This is a genomic window from Marinomonas phycocola, assembly GCF_047525455.1.
In the GTDB taxonomy this organism is placed as follows: domain Bacteria; phylum Pseudomonadota; class Gammaproteobacteria; order Pseudomonadales; family Marinomonadaceae; genus Marinomonas.
This window is the reverse complement of the sequence record NZ_JBLIXL010000016.1, coordinates 16,893-40,193: the sequence shown is the minus strand read 5'-3', so window position 1 is coordinate 40,193 and position 23,301 is coordinate 16,893. Positions and strand designations below refer to the sequence as shown.

The following is a 23,301-nucleotide window of genomic DNA, read 5'->3' as shown; positions in this document are numbered from 1 at the left end:
CACAGTACATGCGTGGGCGAGTGTTGTCGGGCAGGCTGACTTTGCGCTGCGGCCGGTTGCCATCGGGGATTAGGTAGCCTGCGGCCATCAGTGCTTTGGCGGTACGATCTGGGCTTAGGCCTTCGGTGGCTTCACGCCAGCCAGTTGGGTAAAACAGGTAAAGGGTTTGTGAGCCGGTGACATCTATGCAACCCGCGCGTTGGCGTACTTGGCTGCTGTAACCGGTTTGTTTAGGCGTAAAGCGGCTTTCGCCATGCTGCTCAATAAAACTGCGTATTTGGCGAATGGCTTGTTGGTCTTCATTGGCGGCAACTCCACCGCGAGCGAGTATCCATTGGTTAAGCTGGCTAAAAAATGTTGGCGTACGTTTTGGAAAACGGGTCGCACCTGAGCGCTGTGCTGCGTTAAAAACTTTAACCAGTCCAAGGCCAAACTGCCGTAATGTTGGCGACTTTGTTGTTTTAGGTAATCAGCCAAATCGGCGGCGTTCATACCATATCTACGGTTAAACACACCTATTTGCGCTCCGGCGTCTGCACTGAGATCAATCACGCGCACTTGTTGCCCCGCTTTTACGCGCTTACCGATACTGGCAAGATGGCTTTCGAGTGTAATTTCGCCAGTGGATAAAAATACCAAGCGCCAACGGGCGGGTAAGCGCATTTCACCGTATTTGCCTGCACGGGTTTTACCTTGGCCATTGGCAAGCATATAAGCGACATCGCCTGCTTCTTTTGGGTCAACTTCGCCCATTTCGTCGAGCGCTAGCAAGGCATCGTTATGCGCTAATGCTGTGCCTTCTAAACCGTTGGCCGTGGCACGCCAACTATGGCGCAGTTGATTAGGCTCGCCCCACACCGATAACGCCGGATACAGCGCCGCGGTTTTACCGGTACTGCTGGCACCGTAGAGGTGTAAACCAAAACCATCCACCCCGCACAAGTGCAACAAAGGTGCAGCCAGTGCAGCGCAGACACCAACAATTAATAGCGGATTATCCAGACAATAACGGCCAACGTGTTGCCGCCAACTGTCGCTACGGCCTTGTTGAATAAAGCCTTCTATTGGGTGCATGGTTTGCAGCACCATGCGCGGGTTATTGCTGTGTTCGTTTGGGTAAAAGGTGAGGCGCGGATGCACATAAGCGTGGTGATGCCAGCCAATGCAGTTCACGCTGATAGCCTTTTGCGTGGCCAGTTCGCCCATTTGTTGAATAAACAGCGAGAGCAACTGCCGCGCTTTGACACTGTTGCTAAGCCGCATTCCTCGGCTGAGTAGGATTCGGCGGTACTCGCTGCCGTCTCCGGCCAATAGTTCTGCGGGCATAGCCCAGTAGCGATGGCGATTGTCATCGTCTAACCAGTGCAATAAATAGCCGTAGTTGTCCCCTTGCGGATCGCGGGTGCGGGCGGCCACTTGCAGCCAAGAGCAGATTTTAACTGGGCTATCTTGCCCTGCCGGTTGCATCACCAGCCAGTTTTGCGCGTTATAGGCAAAACCAGCCGGTAATGTTGGCATGTTGTTATTCATCTCACTGGCAGGTAACGGGGCTGATGCTGATGATTTATCCGCGGGCATAAGCAGCACCGATACGGTGGGTTTCAAGCCACTGGTCGATATCGCTTTCTAACCAGCCCACGGCACGCGCTCTAATACGAATAGATCGCGGAAATTCTCCGTTGGCCATCAGGGCATAAATGGTACTGCGGCCAAAGCCTGTTTTGGCTTTTACCTCGGGCAAGCGCAAAATCCGCTGTTGACGCGCTGGGTGTACTGAGTTTGTGGGTGATTGTGTAGTTGGGTTCATCGTTTGCTTCCTCACTGATCTGTTAAGTTCAGTTAGGAGTTTGCCAGTACTAATCGGACGCAGTAGGCAGATAAATGCCCAGATCATGCAGCTTTTTGAGGGTACAGGTAGCTAACTGCCCCAGTATTTACATAATGCCCCAAGTCATAAATACCCTGTGGGCAGGGTTAGTGTGTGGCTAAGTGGCGTGAATTAAGGTGTTGCCCAAACAGTCCCAGTTGCCCAAGAGGTAAGTGCCCAAAGCTATCTCAAAAGGGAAAGCCTTGCTCAACGAGAGCGCAAAAACATTTTTACGCGCATAAAAATGTAAAATATAACACTTTTATGCGCGTAAAAGTGTAGACTGAGCTATACTACAGGCAGTTAACAGTCTTAATTGGCGGGAAATGACAATGCAGCGCAACTTACTTAACGCCCTAATAGCATGGAAAAACCAACCTGTGCGCAAGCCATTATTGATTGACGGCGCAAGGCAAACAGGTAAAACCTATCTGCTGCAAGAGTTGTTTGGGAATACCTTTGCCAACATCCTTCGTATCGACTTCCTTGAAAACCCAGCTTACAAAGAGGCGTTCGATGGCTCGTTGTCACCTGACGAGCTAGTAATGAACATTGAGTTGTTAACCAACCAAGCGTTCACTCCAGAAACCGACTTGCTGATATTAGATGAAATTGGCGAATGTGAACGAGCCGTTACTTCGCTTAAGTATTTTGCCGAAAAAGCACCGTCCTATTTTGTCGCAGCCAGCGGTTCTAACATTGGTTTGCTCAATACCTTCCCTGTAGGCAAGGTAGAACAATACAATTTACGACCACTGACCTTCCAAGAATTTATTTACGCATCCAACGAGCAAGCACTGATCAAAGCATTTGATAGTCAAGCAAGCACACCGGCGGTGCATACTAAATTGATGGATAAACTAACCGACTATTTTTTTACCGGTGGTATGCCGGAAGCCGTTTCTGCTTGGTATCAGTATAAGGATTCAAGCATTCTAGAGCGTGTTGAACAAGTCACTAAAATTCATGCCGATTTAGTTGAAGGTTATCGCCGCGATTTCGGTAAGTACGCGGGCAAGGTCGATGCCACACTGATTGAATCGGTGTTTAACAGTATTCCTGCTCAGCTATCACTTGTCAGCGATGAGTCGGTTAAACGCTTTAAATTTAAGCATGTGCATGAGCGTAAATCTCGTTATAGCGACTTTGAAACCGCGATCCATTGGCTTAACTGCTGCCGCTTAGCTTTGCCAAACTACCCTATTGAAGGATTGCCGAAATCTCCGTTGGCGGCGTATAAAAAAGAAAACATGGTGAAACTGTTTCTGTTTGATGTGGGCCTGCTCAATCATATGCTGGGCAGCAGTTATAAAGAGATTAAGCAACAAAACTATGAATACAAAGGCTATGTGGCTGAAAACTTTGTGCAACAAGAGCTCACTGCTATTGGCGTTGACTCAAGCTATTCATGGAATGACGCCCGCGCCGAAATCGAATTTATTTTGGCAACCGATGAAGGCAATATCGTCCCTGTTGAAGTCAAAAGTGGTAAACGTACAAGAGCAAAATCGTTGGCATCCTACGTTGAAAAATGTGCTCCAAGTAAAATCTTTAAGTTAACGGGTACACAAGGCTCATCAGCGTTAGAACAAACCAATATCGTGATGCCTTTGTATTTCACGCAGTATTTACCTCAGAGATGGTAAAGGCGCGTTGCTTAGCCCCGAGGTCTACACAAAGTCACCTTGGGGGTAACAATTTGTAGACCTAATGCCTACCATTCGACACTCAGCCTTATCTCTCTTGGATACCATAGTATCCATAGTGAGCTTATTTTTATTAAAATGGACACCATAATGCCCATTTCAGGCTAGGTGAGTTTTCTGCTGACTCATTACTATCGCGTAGAACCAGTTAAAAAATGGCAAAGCTATGTTGACAAAAATCGTGCTCGATAACGCCTTTCAAAACTGCTATTTTTAGACCCTAACAGCAGCAAAAAAACGGAACTGTTTTTCCATTGCTAACCACTAAGATTTAGTAAAAGCCATAGGCAAGTGGTGGGCAGTTTGGTGGGCAAACAGGCATTTTTGAGCGGTTTATTTTCGATAAGTTGTTGAATTTTATAGGGTCTATGCCGCTACTCAATGAGCAAATTCAAAATACTGGGTAGAAAACGTATTTACTTCTGAATTCAAATTTGAAGTACAACCTTTTTTATTTCAAACAGTGAAACACATCGGTTTTAAAGATAACGACTGGTTGCTTGAACCCTAAATACGTCCTTGGACGATTGTTTGTTTCATCACGAAGTGGATTCTCTCTTCTGTAACACTTCTTTAAATCAGTGCTTTCAGCAGTTGGCTTCTTCTAGATTTCTTTTGCAGTACCGCGCTTATTATCTGAATTTAGGGAATTAAAAAGTTCTAAAAATGGTATAAATAGATCTAATGAAAAGTTAAAATTATTATAAAGTAAATTATATTTGATACTGTGTTTTTGTTCTGTGAATAAAAATATTTTAGAGAAAAATTTCTAAAAGATCGTTTAAAAAAAGTCGACCTTTTTCTGTTGTTTTTACCTTTTCTTTTTTCCATGAAGATGCGCATAACAGCTCTTTTTTAATGGCGGTATGGCATCCATGTATAAGCGCTTCTGGTGGTGACTGGTAACAGAATCGATGGTAGTCAGACAGTTCAAACTCTTCAAATAAACGCAAGCGATTCATCATAAATTCAAACGGTAAGTCGTCGGTGGCAATTTCTTCTTTAATGCAAAGCGCTTCTGCTAGGTTGTCTAAATAATGATTTGGGTGTCGGGTTTTTCGAGTGCGGAATATCTGGCCGTCTGCCAGAGTCAATTTACCATGAGCACCAGCACCAATACCGATGTAATCCCCAAACCGCCAATAATTTAGATTGTGGGTGGCTTGTTTACCTGCTTTCGAATTGGCGGATATTTCGTATTGTGTATAGCCATTCGCTTGGAGTTTGGCTTGGCCTGCATTCTGAATATTCCAAAGAGTTGTGTCTTCAGGTAATTCTGGTGGACGGCGATAAAATTCAGTATTCGGTTCGATTGTCAGTTGATACCAAGACAAGTGTTCAGGATTTAAATCAATGGCCGTTTGAATGTCTTCCATTGCCTGTTCCATTGATTGATCAGGCAACCCGTGCATAAGATCAATGTTGATGTTATCAAAACCGGCTAGACGGGATTTTTCAACGGCGGTAATGGCTTCTGCTCTACCATGGATACGCCCTAATGCTTTTAATAAGTGAGGCTGGAAGCTTTGAATGCCAATAGACAAACGATTGACGCCCGTTTCTCTGAATGCGCGAAACTTCTCTTGCTCAAAGGTTCCCGGATTGGCTTCCATTGTGATTTCAATGTTATCCATAAAGGGTATTTTTTGCTCTACTTGCGCTAATAAATGTTCATAAAAATGAGCGCTCATTAAGCTTGGCGTGCCGCCACCAATGAAAATACTTTGTAGTTTTCGGCCATAAGCAAAAGACAAGTCTTGGTCTAGGTCGGCAATCAACTGCGTTAAATAGGCTTCTTCTGGCAATTTCCCTTGCTCTTCAAATCGATCGACTTGATGCGAGTTAAAATCGCAGTAGGGGCATTTTTTGACACACCAAGGCAGATGAATATAAAGGCTTAACGGTGGAAGAGTAAGTTCATTGGTATGGGACATTAAAAAGAGGCTTTTGAGGTTAGGTGGGTGAGCAGTTGTGTTAATGCTTGTGCTCGATGGCTAATGGCGTTTTTAATTTCTTTTGGCAGGCTTGCTGCGCTGCAACCGCATGCGGGCACAAAGAAAACTGGGTCGTAACCGAAGCCCGCTTCGCCTTCAAGGTCTTCTAAAATACGGCCTTCCCATGAGCCATGAACCACAATGGGTGTCGGGTCGTCTTTGTGGCGCATGTAAGCCAATACACAATGGAAGCGAGCACTACGTTCAAGAGTGGGAACCCCAGCTAACTTTTCCAGCAACAGTTGATTATTGGCAAGGTTGTTACCGTGTTCACCGGCAAAACGAGCCGAGTAAATCCCCGGAGCGCCATTTAAAAAATCCACTTCTAAACCGGAATCATCGGCCAGTGCCGGTAAACCTGTTTGAGCACAGGCATTACGGGCTTTTAAGATGGCATTTTCGATGAAGGTGAGTCCGTCTTCTACGGCTTCTTCCACTTGATATTCACCTTGTGGTTTTACATCGTACCCAAGCGGTGACAGTAATTGATTAAATTCTGCAATTTTGCCTTTGTTATTACTAGCAAGAACAATGGTCGTGGTCATAACAATCCTATTTTGTAATAGCTATTTCTCTACGTATACGTGTCGCTGAAAATCGGCGCTCATTGGTACGGCATCCGCATTTAATTTTGCGTTAATAGAAAAACGTAAAATTTCATCGTTGGTTTTGGTGAATGTGGCGATATAGTAAATGGCATCGCCTTCATCAATGGTCACAAAAGACAGTTTGACGATTTGCCCAATGAGGTTGGTAACGGTGCCAGTGACAATCGCAGGTTGGGGAGAGGGTAGTTGGCCTGTTGTGTTTTTGGTTACAGCCACATTTAACAAACCTAAGCCTTTGCTACGAGTAAAGCCGTATTGTGTGGCAATGGCAGGTGTTAAAAAAGTGGACTCAAACGTATTGAAATGTAAGTCGTATTCACCAAACGATTTGACTTGATCCGCCATACTGAAGGTTGAAAGCAACAATGCAAAACAGGTAATTAAATATTTCATAATTTTTTCCTATTTACTTACGTAAAAAATAGCGGTCTCACTCATGACATTAGGGAAGGCCCTAATCCACCAGTGGTTTCTTAGGTGCCCGTCAACGGCTGCCCAGCGCTTAATGTTGATGTCTTTTTCTTTGCACAAGTTGGTGAAATCGACAAAGGTGCAAAAGTGGATGTTGGGCGTATCGTACCAGTTATAAGGTAAGAACTCAGAAACGGGCATACGGCCTTTTAACCCTAAGTGTAGACGGTTGCGCCAATGACCAAAGTTAGGGAAGGTAATAATGCATTCTTTGCCGATTCTTAACATTTCATCGAGCAGTAGATCTGGGCGACGAAACTGTTGCAGAGCGTGCGTCATTACAACCAAATCAAAGCTTTGATCACCGAAATTTTGCAAACCGTCGTCGATGTTTTGATCAATGACAGGAATGCCTTGTTCGATACAGTGATTAATGTCCTCGGCGTCAATTTCAATACCGTATCCTCGAACATTTTTTTGCCCAATGATGTGTTGCAATAATTCGCCATTACCGCAACCTAAATCGAGAACTTTGCTGTCTTCTTTGATCCAGTCATTAATAATATCTAAGTCAGAACGCATTAGCGGTTCTCCTTTTCAATGCTCAGATGCACTCTATTTAAGAAGCCACGTAGGGCAGACATATAACGAGGAATCGGGAATAAGAAGGCATCGTGACCTTTGTTTGAATCTATTTTTGCGTAACTGACGTGTTTGCCTGCCGCGACTAATGCATCGACAATTTCTTCACTTCGAGCAGGAGAAAAACGCCAATCCGTTGTGAAAGAGACTAATAAAAAATCACACTGAGCAGGGGCTAAGGCTTTGGTTAAATCGTTGTCGGTGGCCGCCGCCGGGTCAAAGTAATCCAGCGCTTTGGTCATTAATCGATAGGTATTGGCATCAAAGCGTCTGGTGAAGGCTTCACCTTGATAGCGCAAATAGCTTTCTACCTCAAAATCGATATCGTAGTTGTATTGGTATTCATCGTGACGCATGGTGCGCCCGAATTTTTTCCCCATCGAATCGTCTGATAAATAAGTAATGTGGCCCAACATGCGAGCCAAGCCAAGACCATTGACAGGAAGAGTGTTGTTTGCCGAATATTGCCCATCATGAAATTCAGGGTCTCGACAGATGGATTGTCGAGCCACTTCATTAAAGGCTATATTTTGTGTGGAAAGATTGGGGGCGGAGGCCACGATGACAGCATTCTTAATGCGATCAGGGAAACGGATACTCCACTCCAATACTTGCATACCGCCCAAACTGCCACCGATCACCGCCGACCATGTTTGAATACTAAGATAATCAGCAAGACGAGCTTGGCTTTCTACCCAGTCCGTCACGGTGACGATGGGGAAATCTGCTCCCCATTCTGCGTTGGTTTCAGGGTTAATGCTGGTGGGGCCTGTACTGCCACAACAACCGCCTAAATTGTTCAGGCACACAACAAAAAAACGATTGGTATCGATGGGTTTACCTGGACCAATTGCAGAATCCCACCATCCTGGCTTTTTATCGTCAGCAGAATGATAACCAGCGGCATGGTGATCGCCACTTAATGCATGGCAAATAAGAATCGCATTGGTAGCTTCAGCATTCAGTTTACCGTAGGTTTCGTACACGAGTTCGTATTGTGTAAGTGTGTGTTTGCCTGTTAAAACAAGGGGGGTATCAAATGCAGCAACGTGCGGGGTAACAATACCAACAGAATCGGCTGGAATGATGTCCGGCATAATACTTTGACTTCCTGATTGGAGTTGGATGTTCGAGAAAGGCGGCCACCTAATAGAGAGGCACAACTGGATGACAGTCTAACTTTTGCACTCATTTCCATCAAGGGGTTTAGAGGAGAAAGCCACAATGAAAAGGGAAAAGCATTGGGTAAAGAGTAAGGTTAGAAAGTTCAAAGGCGTTAGAGCAGTCGAATGAACGCTAGCGCCTTTTAATGTTTCTTAGGATAGGGTTTCAGATGACCTATTTATCTCAAATAGGCGATAGCAAAGCTGCCCTGCTATTTTCTCTTTCTTGAGTGTCCAGTGTGAGGGGAGCGTGGGTAGGTTGGCCTCTTTTTCCATTTCAATATAAACCAATGCCCGTGGTGCTAACCATTGATCATCAAGAAACGGTATGAGTTTTGTCAGCCAATCCTTTCGAAAAGGTGGGTCTAAAAAGAGAATGTCTAATGGTCTAGAGGGTGGTATTTTTACCAATTCGGCGGCATTTTTTGTGATCACTGTGCCTGCTGTTGATTTCAACGTGGCTAGGTTGTCTTGCATTTGTTGCGTAACCACTCGGCTGTTGTCGACAAATAAACAACTGGCTGCGCCACGAGATAAGGCTTCTAAGCCCAATGCGCCGCTGCCACAAAAAAGATCGCCACAGTGAGCACCGGGAATCCAGACTGAAATCCAGTTAAACAGTGTTTCTCGAACTCTGTTAGGCGTGGGTCTAAGACCTTCTACTTTTGGGATAGGTAAGGTTCTTGAGCGCCATTCGCCACCAATGATACGAAGTTTCGATTTATTGAGTGTGGCGGACTTATCGCTTTTTTTAGCAGGCTTCATTGATGTACTTGAACCTCATGTAATGGGTTTGTTTGAAGAAAGGTATTTCGTTGCTGCTCATAGATTTTTAATGAAAATTCACTAAGCTCGATGCCATATTGATTGATCCAGTTTTGCAACGTTTTAGTGTCTCCTTGAGTGACTTGGGAAGCGATGTTTGCCCACCATGCTGTTTGTGTTGCTTGGAGGAGAGTTCGTTGTTGGAATATTTCTAAGGAGTCGTTAAATTGATCTTCGTCCACAGTGAGCTGCTCTAAGATGGATTGAGAGTAATATTGTTCGGTGGGCATTTTATGGCTGTGCGCTGATTGAAGAACATTTGGCGCGTGCATGATACGCCACCATACCCATGGAGAAGATTGGGCGGCTTCGATATGCAATTCTATGTGATTGGCCGCATTTTCTGCATTGATTGCTTGCAGAAAATGCGTTGTCCAGAATTGCAAACTGAACCATTCTTTAGGTTGTATTAATGGCGCGATAGCAAAACTTCCATAACTTTCGACCAGCGCTTCGCCTGCATTTTTTTGTAGGCTTGGCAATGTATTGGCTTGCTTGTGAGGGGTGTTGTTAACAGCGGAAAAACTTGCCGTCATCGTGTTCGTAAATAATTGCATTTCTTCGACATTACTGAGTGAGCCAACGATGATAATGGTGTCGATTTTCTGGGTTAAGGTTTGATAGGTATTGCGAATGTCATCAAGTTGAATTGAATCATAAAAGGTCGTGCTGGTGGGGGCAGCATCGTAAGTAGCATCCAATAGTTGGGCTTTTCTCTGAGATTGGGTTTTGTGTGTATTTTGCCAATTGGCAAAGGTTCTGGGCTTAAATGTCGGGGCAGGTAACCAATCGATTAAAAAGTCTAAGCTGGGTTTGAGCAATTGAGGTCTATTATCAATGGAAATAGACAGTTCGCTTTTGTTGGATTGGATTTTATAACTAACATTTGCTGCTAAAGGGTTTAAGCGTTCGTTTATATGGGTTGTGCTTAATGGCAAAGTGTCTCTTAATAGGAGATCAAATGTGGATTCAGATAATGAGAGTTTGGCATCGCTGCTGTAGCCATGATTAAATAACACTCGCATTTCCAAACCATCGTGTGTTGTCCACTCGTATTGGTTTAACCAGATAACAGGAATACCGGAAGCGGTTTCCCATGTACGTATCTCTGGTGCCGGATATTCTGTATCTGGTGCTGTAAGGTTTAGTAACAGCACCATGGCAGGTATGATGATCATTAAGGCAGATAAAAAAGGACGACTAAATAATGGTTTTTGCGTCTTTGGCATTCTGTGTTGTTTCCAAAAAAATAGATTAAAGCGTTAGATAGACATTTCAGGACTGCTTGCCGTATTGAAAAATGTTAAAATCACGCGTTTTCTGTGTCTTTTTACCACAGAATAGCTAAAAAATTGAGCTTAACCGTTGAGTTTATTTATAAAACGGCTAAACGACATTCACCATAGAGATCGATTTGATGGAATTTGTAAACCAAATTATTAGTTTTTTTACACCTTATTTTGGCGAGTATGCTCGTTATGTTCCAACGGCTATTGGTTCGGCGATGGCATTGCTTGGATTGTACGTTAGACGCAGCTATGTAAAAAAAATAGATACAAAGATAAAAGAGGCCCATAAAAAGAATGCAGTCTCGCAAATTGAAGGCAATGCGAAGGCTCAAGAAAAAACTTCAGCGGTTGTGGATGATGCTGTAAAGGCGGATGTTGCTGATTCTCAAGCAACCGAAGCGGTCGCTTTTTCAAAAGAAGAAGTTCAACAGGAAGATCAAGCACTTGATCATGTTGAGCCAATGGATACTTCTACAATAGACACACCTATTGTGGAAATGCCAGTTGTTAACACCACTAATCAAGCACAACCAGAAGAAAAGAAAGAAAGTCTTAGCTGGGCGCAACGTATTAAGTTTGGTCTTTCTAGAACTCGGAATGGTTTGGGTAATGGCTTAGCGTCGTTGGTTGTAGGGCGTAAGCAAATTGATGACGAACTGCTTGAAGATATTGAAACTCAGTTATTAACTGCTGATGTTGGTGTCGAAGCGACACAAACGTTGCTGTCCTCTATTACTGAGAAGCTAGGCCGTAAAGAGTTGAAGGACTCGGATGCATTATTATCCTCCTTAAAAGGGGAACTGAAAACCATGCTTGAGGGGTCTGAGCAACCGTTACAGACAGATCTGAAAGAGGGGCCGTTCGTTATCTTGATGGTGGGCGTAAATGGTGTGGGTAAAACAACCACTATTGGTAAGTTGACGAAAAAATTCCAAGCAGAAGGTAAGAGTGTCATGTTGGCGGCGGGGGATACTTTTCGTGCTGCTGCGGTGGAGCAATTGCAAGTTTGGGGTGAAAGGAATGATGTGCCTGTTATTGCGCAACATTCAGGTGCGGATTCTGCATCGGTTATTTTTGACGCGATCGAGTCTGCAAAAGCAAAAGGTGTGGATGTTGTTATTGCGGATACAGCAGGTCGTTTGCAAAATAAGAGCAATCTAATGAACGAACTTTCAAAAGTCGTTCGTGTTATGAAAAAGCTTGATGTTCATGCTCCTCATGAAGTTATGTTGGTTCTTGATGCAGGAACGGGGCAGAACGCAATCAGTCAAGCTAAGCTGTTTACCGAAGCGGTAGGTGTGAGCGGCATTACACTGACTAAGTTAGATGGCACTGCAAAAGGCGGTATCATCTTTGCGATTGCCAAACAATTTGGTATACCTATACGCTTTATTGGAGTTGGTGAACAAGTAGATGACTTGCGACCTTTTGTTGGTGAAGAATTTGTAGAGGCTTTATTTGATGATGCTTAACTCTTTTTGAGTGGTGTCTTTTTATTTGTCTTAGTGTTTACTTTTTGATGATGTGAGTGGACTTTGTGGAAATAGAATTTCAACGTGTTGGAAAGAAATATGAGACTGGTCAAGAGGCGCTTAGTCAGGTAAGTTTTCATTTACAGCAAGGTGAAATGGCTTTCTTGACAGGTCACTCAGGTGCAGGAAAAAGCACATTATTGAAACTGATTATGATGATCGAACGTCAAAGTCATGGCAAAATCATCATCGACGGTGAAGACTTACGCACTCTCAATAAAAAATACATTCCCTACCATAGACGTAAAGTAGGTGTTGTTTTTCAGAATCATCAACTGCTTTTTGATCGTAGCGTATTCCATAATGTTGCTTTGCCTTTACAAGTCAGTGGTGCTGATCCACAGCATATTGCCAAACGGGTTAGGGCGGCGTTGGATAAAGTAGGTCTTTTAGGAAAAGAGAAATACAACCCTATGGCGCTCTCTGGTGGTGAGCAGCAGCGAATTGGTATCGCAAGAGCGGTCGTTAATAAGCCCCAGTTGTTGTTAGCGGATGAACCAACAGGGAATTTAGATCCTCGCTTATCTGCAGAGATAATGAATCTTTTCCAAGAGTTTAACCGTGTTGGTGTCACTGTTTTGGTGGCAAGTCATGATTTGTCATTGATCGCGCGGATGCATCATAGAGTACTGACTTTAAATCAAGGTCGAATAGTAAACGATGGAGGATTCTCTTAAATGTCTCAAAAACCAGAGCCAAGAGGTGCAACCAGACAGTCCTCAGTAACCACAACACCTAATGCTAAGATGCGTCTGCCGAACACATTTCATCTTTCTAGTTATCTAAGAGACCATCAAAAAACGCTACTTGAGAGTCTCATCCGCCTTGTGCATGACCCGTTAGCAAGTTTGATGACCGTAATGGTTATTGCGATTGCTTTATCTTTGCCTGGCGGTTTGTATGTAGGATTAAAGAATGTTCATTCGATCACCAATCAGTGGGATGAGCAATCCATCATTAGTTTGTATTTGTTTGCTAATCTTGAAGACACAAAAGCCTTGTCACTATCTCATCAGCTTTCTAGCCGTGCGGATATTGAGAATGTGATGTATGTGTCTAAAGAAGAGGGAATGCGTTATTTCGAGAGATCGAATGGATATGAAGAGATTTTATCTGCTTTACCTGAAAATCCATTGCCTATCGTCTTACAAGTTGTCCCTGTTTACGATGTGGCAATTGAAACCTTACCTAGCCTAGAAGCGTTACGGGATGAATTAGCCCGTTTTCCAGAAGTAGAATACGCTGAACTGGATGCTCAATGGTTGCATCGATTGGCCAGTGTGCTTAATTTTGGTGAGCGATTCGTGTATGCACTGTCGTTTTTATTGATTTGTGCTGTTTTATTAATTGTGGGTAATACCATTCGTATGGCAGTAGAAGGCCGTCGCGATGAAGTTTTGGTAATGAAGTTGGTCGGTGCAACCGATGGCTTTATTCGTCGTCCATTTTTATACATGGGATTCTGGTTTGGTGTTTTAGGTGGTTTATTAGCGTCTGTGACTATCCTGTTTGTTAGTTGGTGGGTAAGCACGCCAGCAGAACGAATTATTGCTTTATATCAAAGTGATTTTTCACTGCAATCTTTTAATGCAGATGAAGTTGTTTTATGCTTAACTATAAGCGCTTTAATGGGGGTCGTAGGTGCATGGATAGCAGTAAGTCGACATATTTCTGATATCGAATTGCAATAATCATTCATGTAATAGATTGTTTTTGCCTACGTATTTACTTTAATATCGCAGAAAATGCACATTTTAGTCACACTCGTGTACATTTTACTTGTTAATATCGGTTATAACTTATTTTGTAAGAGGTAGAAATAAAGATGGGTAAAGCTCTTCAGCCTATTGATTTAATGATTCCTGGGCAAAACTTAGAATCATACATTCAGGCAGTTAGCACAATTCCAATTCTGACTGCTGAAGAAGAAAAGCAGCTGGCAGAACGTCTTTATTATCATGAAGATCTGGAAGCCGCACGAACTTTGGTTATGTCTCATTTACGCTTTGTTGTCCATATTGCGAAAAGTTATTCAGGATATGGCTTAAATCAAGGAGACCTGATTCAAGAAGGTAACGTTGGTCTAATGAAAGCTGTGAAACGTTTTAATCCTGAAGTTGGGGTTAGGCTGGTGTCGTTTGCTGTGCATTGGATTAAAGCGGAAATTCATGAATTTATCCTTAAAAATTGGCGCATTGTTAAGGTTGCGACCACTAAAGCTCAGCGTAAAATGTTTTTCAATTTACGTAGTGCTAAAAAAACATTGTCTTGGTTTAGCCATAAAGAAGTAGAGTCTGTAGCAGAGGATTTAGGTGTTTCACCTGATGTTGTACGTCAAATGGAAGGCCGTATGAGTTCTTCTGATACGACATTTGATGCATCTTCTGATGACGATGATGACAGCGCATTCCAAGCACCAGCGAATTATTTAGAAGACCATCGTTACGACCCTGCTAAGTTACTGGAAAACGGTAATTGGGTTGAAGATTCGAATCGAAGATTACAAGAAGCAATGTCTGTATTAGATAGCAGAAGTCGTGATATCTTGGTTCAGCGTTGGCTTTCAGACAGCAAATCGACTCTACATGAGTTAGCTGATGAATATGGCGTATCTGCTGAGCGAATTAGGCAGCTTGAAAAAAATGCCATGAAGAAAATTAGAGATGCAATGGGTGAAAATCAATTTGCCTAATTGATAGGACTTTCTGTTATCGTTTTTAAAGAGCCTGTATTTCGCAGGCTTTTTTAGGTCTTATGTAAATAAAAATTAAACAACAATGTTACCGACTTTGTAGTTGGTTGTCAGAAAGAAACTGCCACGTACGAATGATTTCTAATTGATCGATTTCTTTCAGTAGCTCAGGCGGAAACCCTTGGAAAGGCTCGGCTAATCTAACTATGCGAATGGCTGCATCATCTAGCACTCGGACTCCAGATGATTGCAATATTTCAATGTCCTTAACATAACCATTTGATGCGATAGACACGGCCAGTCTTAATTTGCCGTAGAGTTTGTTTCTCTTGGCCTCAATGGGGTAGTGGATATTACCTATGCGTTCAATTCTTCGTCGCCAATCATCTAAATATTGAGCGTCTATGGAGGACTTTGCGGAAACAGAGGTTAGTCTTCTTATTCTGGGCCTTTTGGCAAATTCTTGACGCTGTTTATCGAGTAATGCTTCTAAACTGGCGATATCAGAGGATAAACGGCTGGGGGCTTGTGTCTGGCCTACGAACTGTTCTTCTAGTGTTCTATTATTATCATTCGGTTCATCTAAGACTTTGAAAAGAGAGTTGTTTTGTGACGACAGGGTTTTTTTATTTTGTATTGCACTATTTGATGCCAATTGAGGTTTTACTGGAGGGGTGATCTCTCTAATTTCATCTGCAATAAACTGAGCTTCTTCAGTGGATGTTAGTTTTTCTTTTCGTAACTCTGTGCCACTTGCTTGCTGATTTGCTTGAGCAATAAAGTCCGCTTCTTTTGGCGCTTCAGTCTTGTGCTGAACAATGGTGATTTCAAGTGTTTTTGACGGTGGTAGAGGGAAGTTAAAATCAAAACCAATAAAAACAACCATAAGCACATGCATGCTTATGGCGGTAAAGAGTGCGATCGAAAATCTATCAGCAGTACGCATAAAGGAAATTAATTCAATCGCTTCTCAATGGTTTGGATGAGATCCATCGCAATGTTTAAATCATACTGATTATTGAGTTCACGAACGCACGTTGGGCTTGTGACGTTGATTTCAGTTAGGTAATCTCCAATAACGTCTAGTCCAACAAATAGCAGGCCTTTTTCTTTAAGTGTTGGAATAACTTGATTGCAAATCCAAAGGTCTCGTTCAGACAGGGCTTTACCTTCGCCTCGCCCTCCAGCAGCAAGATTTCCACGTGTTTCACCTGAAGCAGGTATGCGAGCCAAGGCGTAAGGAACAGGAACGCCATCAACAATGAGAATTCGTTTGTCTCCTTGAGTGATTTCAGGGATAAATGTTTGAGCCATTATTTGTTCAGTGCCCATTTTAGTAAGGGTCTCAATAATGACACTTACATTTGGATCATCATGGCGCAACCTGAATATAGATGTTCCCCCCATGCCATCCAGTGGTTTGAAAATTACGTCGCCTTGTTCTTTGTGGAACTGCTTTAATAGGTCTGTACGACGGGTTACGAGTACCGGAGGGCAACATTCAGGGAATTGAGTAGCGAAAAGTTTTTCGTTGCAGTCTCTAAGACTGGATGGGCGGTTTACAACCAGGACGCCTTCTCTTTCTGCCTGCTCTAAGATCATAGTGCTGTAAACAAACTCTCCATCAAATGGTGGATCTTTACGCATTAATATCACGTTAAGTGCGGATAGCGATGTTTTGTTTTCTTCTCCTAACTCATAAAAGTGTTCTGGATCTTGAAAAACACTGAGTGGGCGGGTTATCGCAAAAGCTTTACCTGACTCTAGAAAAAGATCCTTTTGCTCCATATAGAAAAGTTCCCAACCTTGTTCCGCTGCGGCCCATAACATGGCTAAGGATGTGTCTTTTTTATAGTTTACAGATGCAATTGGATCCATAACTATGCCAAGTTTAATTGTCATTGAATATTCCTATAGATAAGATAAGGCGTATTTCTACGCCAAAAATGAATGTATAGGTAAGTATGCTATAGAAATATAAAGACTATGAGAAGTGGATGGTTGCAACAAACATTTCATTATTGCTGTTTTTCCATAATTAGCGTCTGTCTACACTATATATATCCCAGCGTTCTATTTTTGTTGTTGAGTGAGCGAATACTACCGCTATCCCCCGTCGGTTTTTAGATCTGCCCGCGTCCGAGTCGTTTGATGCAATGGGCTTGCTTTCTCCGTACCCAATAGCTTTGACTCGATCTGTGCTTATTTGAAAACGGTTTACTAAGACCTCTGATATGGCGGATGCTCTATTTTGAGACAAGCTTTTATTTAGCTCTTCTGACCCCACATTGTCAGTATGTCCTTCAATAATCGCTGAGCTCTCTGGATTGTCGTTTAAGAAGTCAGCCAGTTTCTTTACTTCACTGTAATATATAGGTTTTACTTCAGACCTACCTGTGTCAAAAAGAATGTTGAGTTCCGCAGACAGCAGTTTTGTATTTTCTTCGTGGCATCCAATGTTGTTTATGACTGCTTTTGCTGGTGTATTTGGACAAGCGTCTCTTATATTGATAACACCATCACTGTCTTGGTCGTTAAGGTTTCTAGTATCTACTTGATTTCCATAGACTGTCATTGCCATCAATTGAGAGGATACAAATATAATAGAGATAAATAAAACTATTGCCTTAATCATAATTACCAACCTCTTCCGTCTTCATAGTCTAGAAATAGATCACTTTCTGTTAGTGGGCTAGTCTGGCTGCCTGATGTATTAATTGGTTCATCACTTAGTAATGCGGATTCGGCTTGTTTTAGGCTTTCAATAGCGTCTTGTCTTGGTGTGGCAATATTTGATTCATCTTCAGGTGTATCGTTAAAGCCTAGTACTAGAGGGCTGTATACTCGAAGTGCTCTCATTAGTTGTCCTTTTGAATTAAATAGTCTAAATTCAGAGAATAGTTCATCATAATCGGTATTCACGTAATCTTGACGTGCTTGAAACAATTCATTTTCACTGTCTAAAACATCGAGTAGGGTTCGACGCCCTAATCTAAATTGATTTTCGTACGCCATTTGGGATTCTTTGGTTGCGATTACGTGTTGTTGCATGTACTTTTTTTGTGCTGCTGTGGCTTTATGTGCCGCCCAAGCAAGCCTTACGGTCAGTTCGGTACCACGAATGGTGTCACGACGTACTTCTTGTGCTTGAATTATTTGCTGCTCTGTAATGGACAGTCTTTGTTTGTCGGACCCACCACGATATAAGTTGTAGCGTAAGCGAACGACCGCAAGTAAATCTTCCGCGGGACCTTTCGTGCCATCAAAATTATTATTCCACGTTCTCTCTACATCAAAGTCTATTTGAGGGTAGAAGGCGGATTGAGCGGATAACTTAGCATGCTCTGTCGCCTGCGCATCAAAATTAGCAACCGCAATCGCAGGGTTGTTTTCTAGTGCTTGTTCAAGAGCCATTTCCAGTGATGTAGGCAATAAATCTCTATCTGGTACAGGTAGGATGAGGTCTTCAGGAGGAAGTTCCCCAACCACTCTGAGGTATTGACTTTTTGCATCTACAAGGTTGTTTATTGCTGCTAATCGATTTGAATGTGCTTTTGATAAACGAGCGTTAATCAAGGTAAGATCCGATTGTCGGCCAACACCCGCTTCGCTTTTTAGTTTTAACTGCTGATAAATTCTTTCATGTGCTTTCAAGTTTAATTCAGACAGTTTTAGGAGTTCTTTGAAGCGTAGTACGTTAGAGAAAACATCGGCAACATCAAGAGCGATATTTTCTATCGTAGTCAATGCCGTCCATCTGCTTGCTTCTGCTTCGTTTATGGATCTTTTAATTTCGTTTTGAGTTTGAAAACCGCGGAATAATGGCTGTGTAAAAGAGATGGATAACTCTCTCCTAGTTAATGAAACATCATCAGTATCTGTGTTATAAGTGGTTTCATGACCTAAGCCAGCGCTTAGGTCAAGACTTGGTTTATATCCAGATTTTGCTAAATCGACAGCTGCTTTGTTTTCGTGATAAATTGCAATCGACTGACGAACACTAGGATTGTTTTCGATCGCAATATAAGTTGCTTCCTCTAATGTCAGTGCAGAGCTTGTCGTGCTTAACAAGATCGAAGTCAGCAATATTGCTTTTGTATAGTAAATCTTCATTTTTGTCGTACTCAGTAGCTTTCCATAAATAGTAAGAACGATACGTTCAAATCAATGCTAATAAAAAAACTACTGGGAGTATGTACGTGTTTTGTATCTGTAATTGGAAATGTATCTATTAGTGTAAGTATGAACGTTAACGACTTATATAAGGTCTCCCCAGATTACGTTAAGCGCTGTTAATATGACAACGGGGGCCGTTTCAGTTCTGAGCACTCTGGGGCCTAGTGCAAGTGAGCTAAATCCTTGTTTATTCGATATTTCTACTTCTTTTTCTGTTAGCCCCCCTTCAGGCCCAATAAGCACTGCAACCTTGCAATCTTCAGGTTTATGTAGTTTGGTCAAATTTTTTTTTGTATGGTGATGTAAAGTTAGCCTTAACGTTTCCTTACAATTTACGACCCACTCTTCTAATAAAATGGGTCTGTATACTTTCGGAACAACCCCACGACCGCATTGTTCGGCGGCGCTTATCGCTATTTGTTGCCAGTGTTGTACTCGTTTTTCAATTCGGCTGTCATTCAGTTTCACTTCGCAACGATCACTAAATAAAGGCTGAATAGAGTAGACTCCAGCCTCTACAGCTTTTTGAATAGCGTAATCCATTCTTTCCCCACGAGACAGGCTTTGCCCAAGAGAAACCTTTATAGGCGATTCGTTGTGCAGCTCCATAAAACTACCAATAGAAATTTCTGCGGTGCGCTTTTCAACATTTTCTAGTGTGGCTTTGTACTGCCCTCCATGTCCATTAAAGACAATTAGAGGATGTCCAGATTTTAAACGTAATACTTTACATAAATGGTTAAATGTTGATTCTGGAAGGGGGTGGTGTGAATTTTCTGAAAGTGGTAGGTCGATAAATACTCTTGGAATGCGCATAAAAATAAAAGCCCTCAATGTAGAGGGCTTTTATAACGGAAAAAAAGGTTTTTATAAACCTGCAGAGGCTCTTAATGTCGCTGCTTTATCCGTTTTTTCCCATGTGAAATTTTCTTCTTCGCGGCCAAAGTGGCCATAAGCCGATGTTGGTAGGTAGATTGGGCGTTTTAGATCCAACATCTTTATTAAGCCTGCAGGTCGTAATTCGAAGTGTTCACGGACCAATTGACTGATCACTGCATCGCTCACTTTGCCTGTGCCAAAAGTATTAATACTAATGGATGTTGGCTCAGCAACACCAATAGCATAAGAAATTTGAATTTCGCATTTATCGGCTAAGCCTGCGGCAACAATGTTTTTAGCAACGTAACGGCCAGCATACGCTGCTGAACGGTCTACTTTTGACGGGTCTTTCCCAGAAAATGCACCGCCCCCATGACGAGCCATACCACCGTATGTATCTACAATGATTTTGCGTCCGGTTAAGCCGCAATCTCCGACAGGGCCGCCAATGATAAATTGACCTGTTGGATTGATGAAATATTTGGTTTCTGCAGAAAGCCATTCTTCTGGTAGCACTGGTTTGATAATTTCTTCCATGACCGATTCACGAAGGTCGTCTTGTTTTACGGATGCGCTGTGCTGTGTTGAAAGAACGACGGCATCGATCGCACATGGCTTACCGTTTTCATCGTATCTAAAGGTAACTTGGCTTTTTGCATCTGGGCGTAAAAAATCTAACGTGCCGTTCTTACGGACTTCTGCTTGACGCTGAACTAGGCGATGGGCGTATGTGACTGGAGCAGGCATTAGAACGTCGGTTTCATTTGTAGCGAAACCAAACATTAAGCCTTGGTCGCCTGCACCTTGTTCATGGTTTGATGCTTCATCGACACCCACTGCGATATCGGCAGACTGTTTACCAATGGCGTTCATTACCGCACAAGATTCCCAATCGAATCCCATATCCGAGCTGTTGTAACCTATATCACGAATAACACCACGAGCGATTTCTTCGATATCAACCCAGGCGTTTGTGCGAACTTCGCCTGCGACTAAAACCATGCCAGTTTTCACTAAGGTTTCACACGCTACACGGGCTTCTGGGTCTTCTGCAAGGATGGCGTCAAGGATAGCATCGGAAACTTGGTCTGCGATTTTATCTGGATGACCTTCTGAAACAGATTCAGAGGTAAATAAAGAGTATTCTGACATTTTAGTGCCTCGATCAAGAATGAATAAAGCGCTAAAACAGGTATAAAAAACCCGCTTAGCTTTAATATAGTTGCTAAACAGGTCGTAGTGCTTCTGTTTAGCTGATTTTATATAGCGTCCGCAAGCCGAAAACAAATCGACGCTTTTAAGTATGCAAATTCTGACCTAGAACAGATCTAAAATCAAGCCGACCACTCGGTTTTTGGCTTTCTCTTATGAAATTCTCATGAGATAGGGGACTTTTTTATGAAATAACCATCATAAAGGAAGGAGATATGGGTATTAGGGCGTTGCATAGGTTGGCGATAGAGGTGAGAATAGCGAGATATTTTAAAGCCATCAGGAGCCGAAATAGATGTCATCTCGTAAAGAACTCGCTAATGCAATCCGAGTATTAAGTATGGATGCAGTACAAAAAGCTAACTCAGGTCACCCAGGTGCTCCAATGGGTATGGCAGATATTGCCGAAGTACTTTGGAACGATTTTTTAAAGCACAATCCAACAAACCCTAATTGGGTTGATCGTGACAGATTTGTTTTATCAAACGGTCATGGGTCAATGTTGATTTATTCTTTATTGCACCTTTCTGGATACGCTTTACCTATTGAAGAACTTCAACAATTCCGTCAGTTACATTCAAAAACACCAGGTCATCCTGAGTATGGGTATACACCGGGTGTTGAAACAACAACTGGGCCTTTAGGTGCTGGTATTAGTAACGCCGTAGGTATGGCTATTGCTGAAAAAACTTTGGCAGCGCAATTCAATCAACCTGGTCATGATATTGTTGATCACTTCACGTATTGCTTTTTAGGTGATGGTTGTTTGATGGAAGGCATTTCCCATGAAGCATGTTCTTTAGCTGGAACCCTGGGTCTTGGGAAGTTAATTACCTTCTGGGATGATAACGGTATTTCGATCGATGGTCATGTTGAAGGTTGGTTTACAGACGACACATCTAAGCGTTTTGAATCATACGGTTGGCATGTTATTGCTGGGGTTGATGGGCATGATCCTGAAGCGATTCGTGCTGCGATTCTAGAAGCACAATCTGTAACAAACAAGCCAACTATGATTTGTTGTAAAACAATTATTGGCTTTGGTTCTCCAAACAAATCTGGCAGTCATGATTGCCATGGTGCGCCTCTTGGTGACGCTGAAATTGCAGCAGCACGTGAGTTTTTAGGTTGGGGTCACGCTCCGTTTGTGATTCCTGACAATGTATACCAAGGTTGGGATGCAAAAGACAAAGGAATAGCAGCAGAATCCACTTGGAATGAGAAATTTGCTTCTTACAAAGCCGCGTTTCCTGAGCGAGCGGCTGAATATGAACGTCGCGTACTAAAAGGTGAACTACCTGCGGATTTTGAAGAGAAGTCTCAGGCGTTTATTCAAGAATGCCAAGATAAAGCGGAAGGTATAGCAAGTCGTAAAGCCTCTCAGAACGCAATTGGATTTTATGGTGCCATGTTGCCTGAATTACTTGGTGGTTCTGCGGATCTAGCGGGTTCTAATTTAACGCTTTGGTCCGGTTCTAAGGGCATTCAAGATGATGCTGCGGGTAACTATATTTATTATGGTGTACGTGAATTTGGTATGAGTGGCATTATGAACGGTGCCTCTTTGCATGGTGGTTTTATTAACTATGGCGCTACTTTCATGATGTTTATGGAATACGCGCGCAATGCGGTGCGTATGTCTGCGTTGATGGGCATTCAAAATATCTTTGTATATACGCATGACTCTATTGGACAGGGAGAAGATGGGCCTACTCATCAGCCAGTAGAGCAATTAGCAAATTTGCGTATGACGCCAAATATGACGGTATGGCGTCCATGTGATGCAGCTGAAACGGCAGTGGCATGGAAGAATGCGATTCAACGTAATAAGGCACCGACGTCATTGATTTTTAGTCGTCAAGGTCTTAAGGCACAAGCAAGAACCGCAGCCCAATTAGCTAATGTCGAAAAAGGTGGTTATATATTACAAGATGGTAATGGTACCCCTGACGTTATTTTAATTGCGACGGGTTCAGAGGTTCAATTGGCTCGTGAGTCTGCAGCACAGTTATCTGAGCAAGGTAAAAATGTGCGAGTGGTTTCCATGCCATCAACGAATGTATTTGATCAGCAAGATGCAGATTACAAAGAATCCGTACTACCAGCATCAGTGTCGAAGCGTGTTGCTATTGAAGCTGCTCATGTTGATTTTTGGTATAAATATGTGGGGTTTGATGGTGCTGTAGTTGGCATGAGTACATTTGGGGAATCTGCGCCAGGTGGTGCTTTATTGAAACATTTTGGTTTCTCTGTTGAAAATGTCGTTGAAACGGTAAATCGTATTTTATAAATACAATGATTGAAA

21 protein-coding genes are annotated in these 23,301 nt (G+C 42.7%); 6 read left to right on the top strand and 15 right to left on the bottom strand.

The window, feature by feature from the left end; all coding sequences use genetic code 11:
- Positions 1–183: 183 nt before the first annotated feature.
- Together ACMUMJ_RS11960 and ACMUMJ_RS11955 are read right to left on the bottom strand one after the other, a co-directional pair.
- Positions 184–1,578 carry a DUF927 domain-containing protein gene (locus ACMUMJ_RS11960; protein WP_414679079.1) on the bottom strand — a complete coding sequence of 465 codons (1,395 nt, stop codon included), beginning with the start codon at positions 1,576–1,578 and terminating at the stop codon, positions 184–186.
- Entirely contained in the window at positions 1,565–1,807 is a 243-nt protein-coding gene (locus ACMUMJ_RS11955; RefSeq protein ID WP_414679078.1) for an AlpA family transcriptional regulator, read from the bottom strand. The genes ACMUMJ_RS11960 and ACMUMJ_RS11955 overlap by 14 nt, the downstream gene beginning before the upstream one ends.
- A gap of 392 nt (positions 1,808–2,199) precedes the next feature.
- Here ACMUMJ_RS11955 and ACMUMJ_RS11950 point away from each other — a divergent pair, with 392 nt between their 5' ends.
- Entirely contained in the window at positions 2,200–3,513 is a 1,314-nt protein-coding gene (locus ACMUMJ_RS11950) for an ATP-binding protein (RefSeq protein ID WP_414679077.1), read from the top strand.
- An 815-nt stretch (positions 3,514–4,328) separates the two neighbouring features.
- Here ACMUMJ_RS11950 and hemW read toward each other — a convergent pair.
- The 7 genes from hemW to ACMUMJ_RS11915 all read right to left on the bottom strand — a co-directional run bounded on the left by hemW (position 4,329) and on the right by ACMUMJ_RS11915 (position 10,445).
- A complete protein-coding gene (hemW, locus tag ACMUMJ_RS11945) occupies positions 4,329–5,507 on the bottom strand; it encodes a radical SAM family heme chaperone HemW (RefSeq protein WP_414679076.1) in 1,179 nt (392 codons plus the stop codon).
- Positions 5,507–6,112: an RdgB/HAM1 family non-canonical purine NTP pyrophosphatase gene (gene rdgB, locus ACMUMJ_RS11940; RefSeq protein ID WP_414679075.1), complete on the bottom strand. Its 606-nt coding sequence runs from the start codon at positions 6,110–6,112 to the stop codon at positions 5,507–5,509. Before rdgB ends, hemW begins: the two co-directional genes overlap by 1 nt.
- Before the next feature lie 21 nt (positions 6,113–6,133).
- Complete coding sequence (locus ACMUMJ_RS11935; RefSeq protein ID WP_414679074.1) at positions 6,134–6,568, bottom strand: DUF4426 domain-containing protein; 435 nt, start codon at positions 6,566–6,568, stop codon at positions 6,134–6,136.
- Between the two features lie 9 nt (positions 6,569–6,577).
- Positions 6,578–7,168: a methionine biosynthesis protein MetW gene (gene metW / locus ACMUMJ_RS11930; RefSeq protein ID WP_414679073.1), complete on the bottom strand. Its 591-nt coding sequence runs from the start codon at positions 7,166–7,168 to the stop codon at positions 6,578–6,580.
- Entirely contained in the window at positions 7,168–8,325 is a 1,158-nt protein-coding gene (gene metX, locus ACMUMJ_RS11925) for a homoserine O-succinyltransferase MetX (RefSeq protein WP_414679072.1), read from the bottom strand. Before metX ends, metW begins: the two co-directional genes overlap by 1 nt.
- A gap of 219 nt (positions 8,326–8,544) precedes the next feature.
- Positions 8,545–9,156: a 16S rRNA (guanine(966)-N(2))-methyltransferase RsmD gene (gene rsmD, locus ACMUMJ_RS11920; RefSeq protein ID WP_414679071.1), complete on the bottom strand. Its 612-nt coding sequence runs from the start codon at positions 9,154–9,156 to the stop codon at positions 8,545–8,547.
- Entirely contained in the window at positions 9,153–10,445 is a 1,293-nt protein-coding gene (locus ACMUMJ_RS11915; RefSeq protein ID WP_414679070.1) for a hypothetical protein, read from the bottom strand. Before ACMUMJ_RS11915 ends, rsmD begins: the two co-directional genes overlap by 4 nt.
- Positions 10,446–10,633: 188 nt before the next feature.
- Between ACMUMJ_RS11915 and ftsY the strand changes: the two genes are divergently transcribed.
- The 4 genes from ftsY (at position 10,634) to rpoH (ending at position 14,729) form a co-directional block, all read left to right on the top strand.
- A complete protein-coding gene (gene ftsY / locus ACMUMJ_RS11910) occupies positions 10,634–11,977 on the top strand; it encodes a signal recognition particle-docking protein FtsY (RefSeq protein WP_414679069.1) in 1,344 nt (447 codons plus the stop codon).
- A 65-nt stretch (positions 11,978–12,042) separates the two neighbouring features.
- Positions 12,043–12,714, top strand: a complete 672-nt coding sequence (ftsE, locus tag ACMUMJ_RS11905) for a cell division ATP-binding protein FtsE (RefSeq protein ID WP_414679068.1) — start codon at positions 12,043–12,045, stop codon at positions 12,712–12,714.
- Entirely contained in the window at positions 12,715–13,728 is a 1,014-nt protein-coding gene (gene ftsX / locus ACMUMJ_RS11900; protein WP_414679067.1) for a permease-like cell division protein FtsX, read from the top strand.
- A gap of 134 nt (positions 13,729–13,862) precedes the next feature.
- A complete protein-coding gene (gene rpoH / locus ACMUMJ_RS11895) occupies positions 13,863–14,729 on the top strand; it encodes an RNA polymerase sigma factor RpoH (RefSeq protein WP_414679066.1) in 867 nt (288 codons plus the stop codon).
- A gap of 88 nt (positions 14,730–14,817) precedes the next feature.
- On the opposite strand, the gene ACMUMJ_RS11890 is transcribed toward rpoH, so the two are convergent.
- From ACMUMJ_RS11890 to metK, 6 genes are all read right to left on the bottom strand, one after another.
- On the bottom strand, positions 14,818–15,675 hold the full coding sequence (locus ACMUMJ_RS11890; protein ID WP_414679065.1) for an energy transducer TonB: 858 nt from the start codon (positions 15,673–15,675) through the stop codon (positions 14,818–14,820).
- 8 nt (positions 15,676–15,683) lie between these two features.
- The gene (gshB, locus tag ACMUMJ_RS11885; RefSeq protein WP_414679064.1) at positions 15,684–16,631 is read right to left on the bottom strand and encodes a glutathione synthase; all 948 of its coding nucleotides are present in this window, start codon (positions 16,629–16,631) and stop codon (positions 15,684–15,686) included.
- A gap of 136 nt (positions 16,632–16,767) precedes the next feature.
- A complete protein-coding gene (locus ACMUMJ_RS11880) occupies positions 16,768–17,364 on the bottom strand; it encodes an OmpA family protein (protein ID WP_414679063.1) in 597 nt (198 codons plus the stop codon).
- A gap of 2 nt (positions 17,365–17,366) precedes the next feature.
- A complete protein-coding gene (locus ACMUMJ_RS11875; protein WP_414679062.1) occupies positions 17,367–18,842 on the bottom strand; it encodes a TolC family outer membrane protein in 1,476 nt (491 codons plus the stop codon).
- Between the two features lie 144 nt (positions 18,843–18,986).
- Complete coding sequence (locus tag ACMUMJ_RS11870; RefSeq protein ID WP_414679061.1) at positions 18,987–19,721, bottom strand: 16S rRNA (uracil(1498)-N(3))-methyltransferase; 735 nt, start codon at positions 19,719–19,721, stop codon at positions 18,987–18,989.
- Positions 19,722–19,772: 51 nt separating this feature from the next.
- Positions 19,773–20,936 carry a methionine adenosyltransferase gene (metK, locus tag ACMUMJ_RS11865; RefSeq protein ID WP_414679060.1) on the bottom strand — a complete coding sequence of 388 codons (1,164 nt, stop codon included), beginning with the start codon at positions 20,934–20,936 and terminating at the stop codon, positions 19,773–19,775.
- A gap of 355 nt (positions 20,937–21,291) precedes the next feature.
- Here metK and tkt point away from each other — a divergent pair, with 355 nt between their 5' ends.
- The gene (gene tkt / locus ACMUMJ_RS11860; protein WP_414679059.1) at positions 21,292–23,286 is read left to right on the top strand and encodes a transketolase; all 1,995 of its coding nucleotides are present in this window, start codon (positions 21,292–21,294) and stop codon (positions 23,284–23,286) included.
- Positions 23,287–23,301 lie beyond the last annotated feature (15 nt).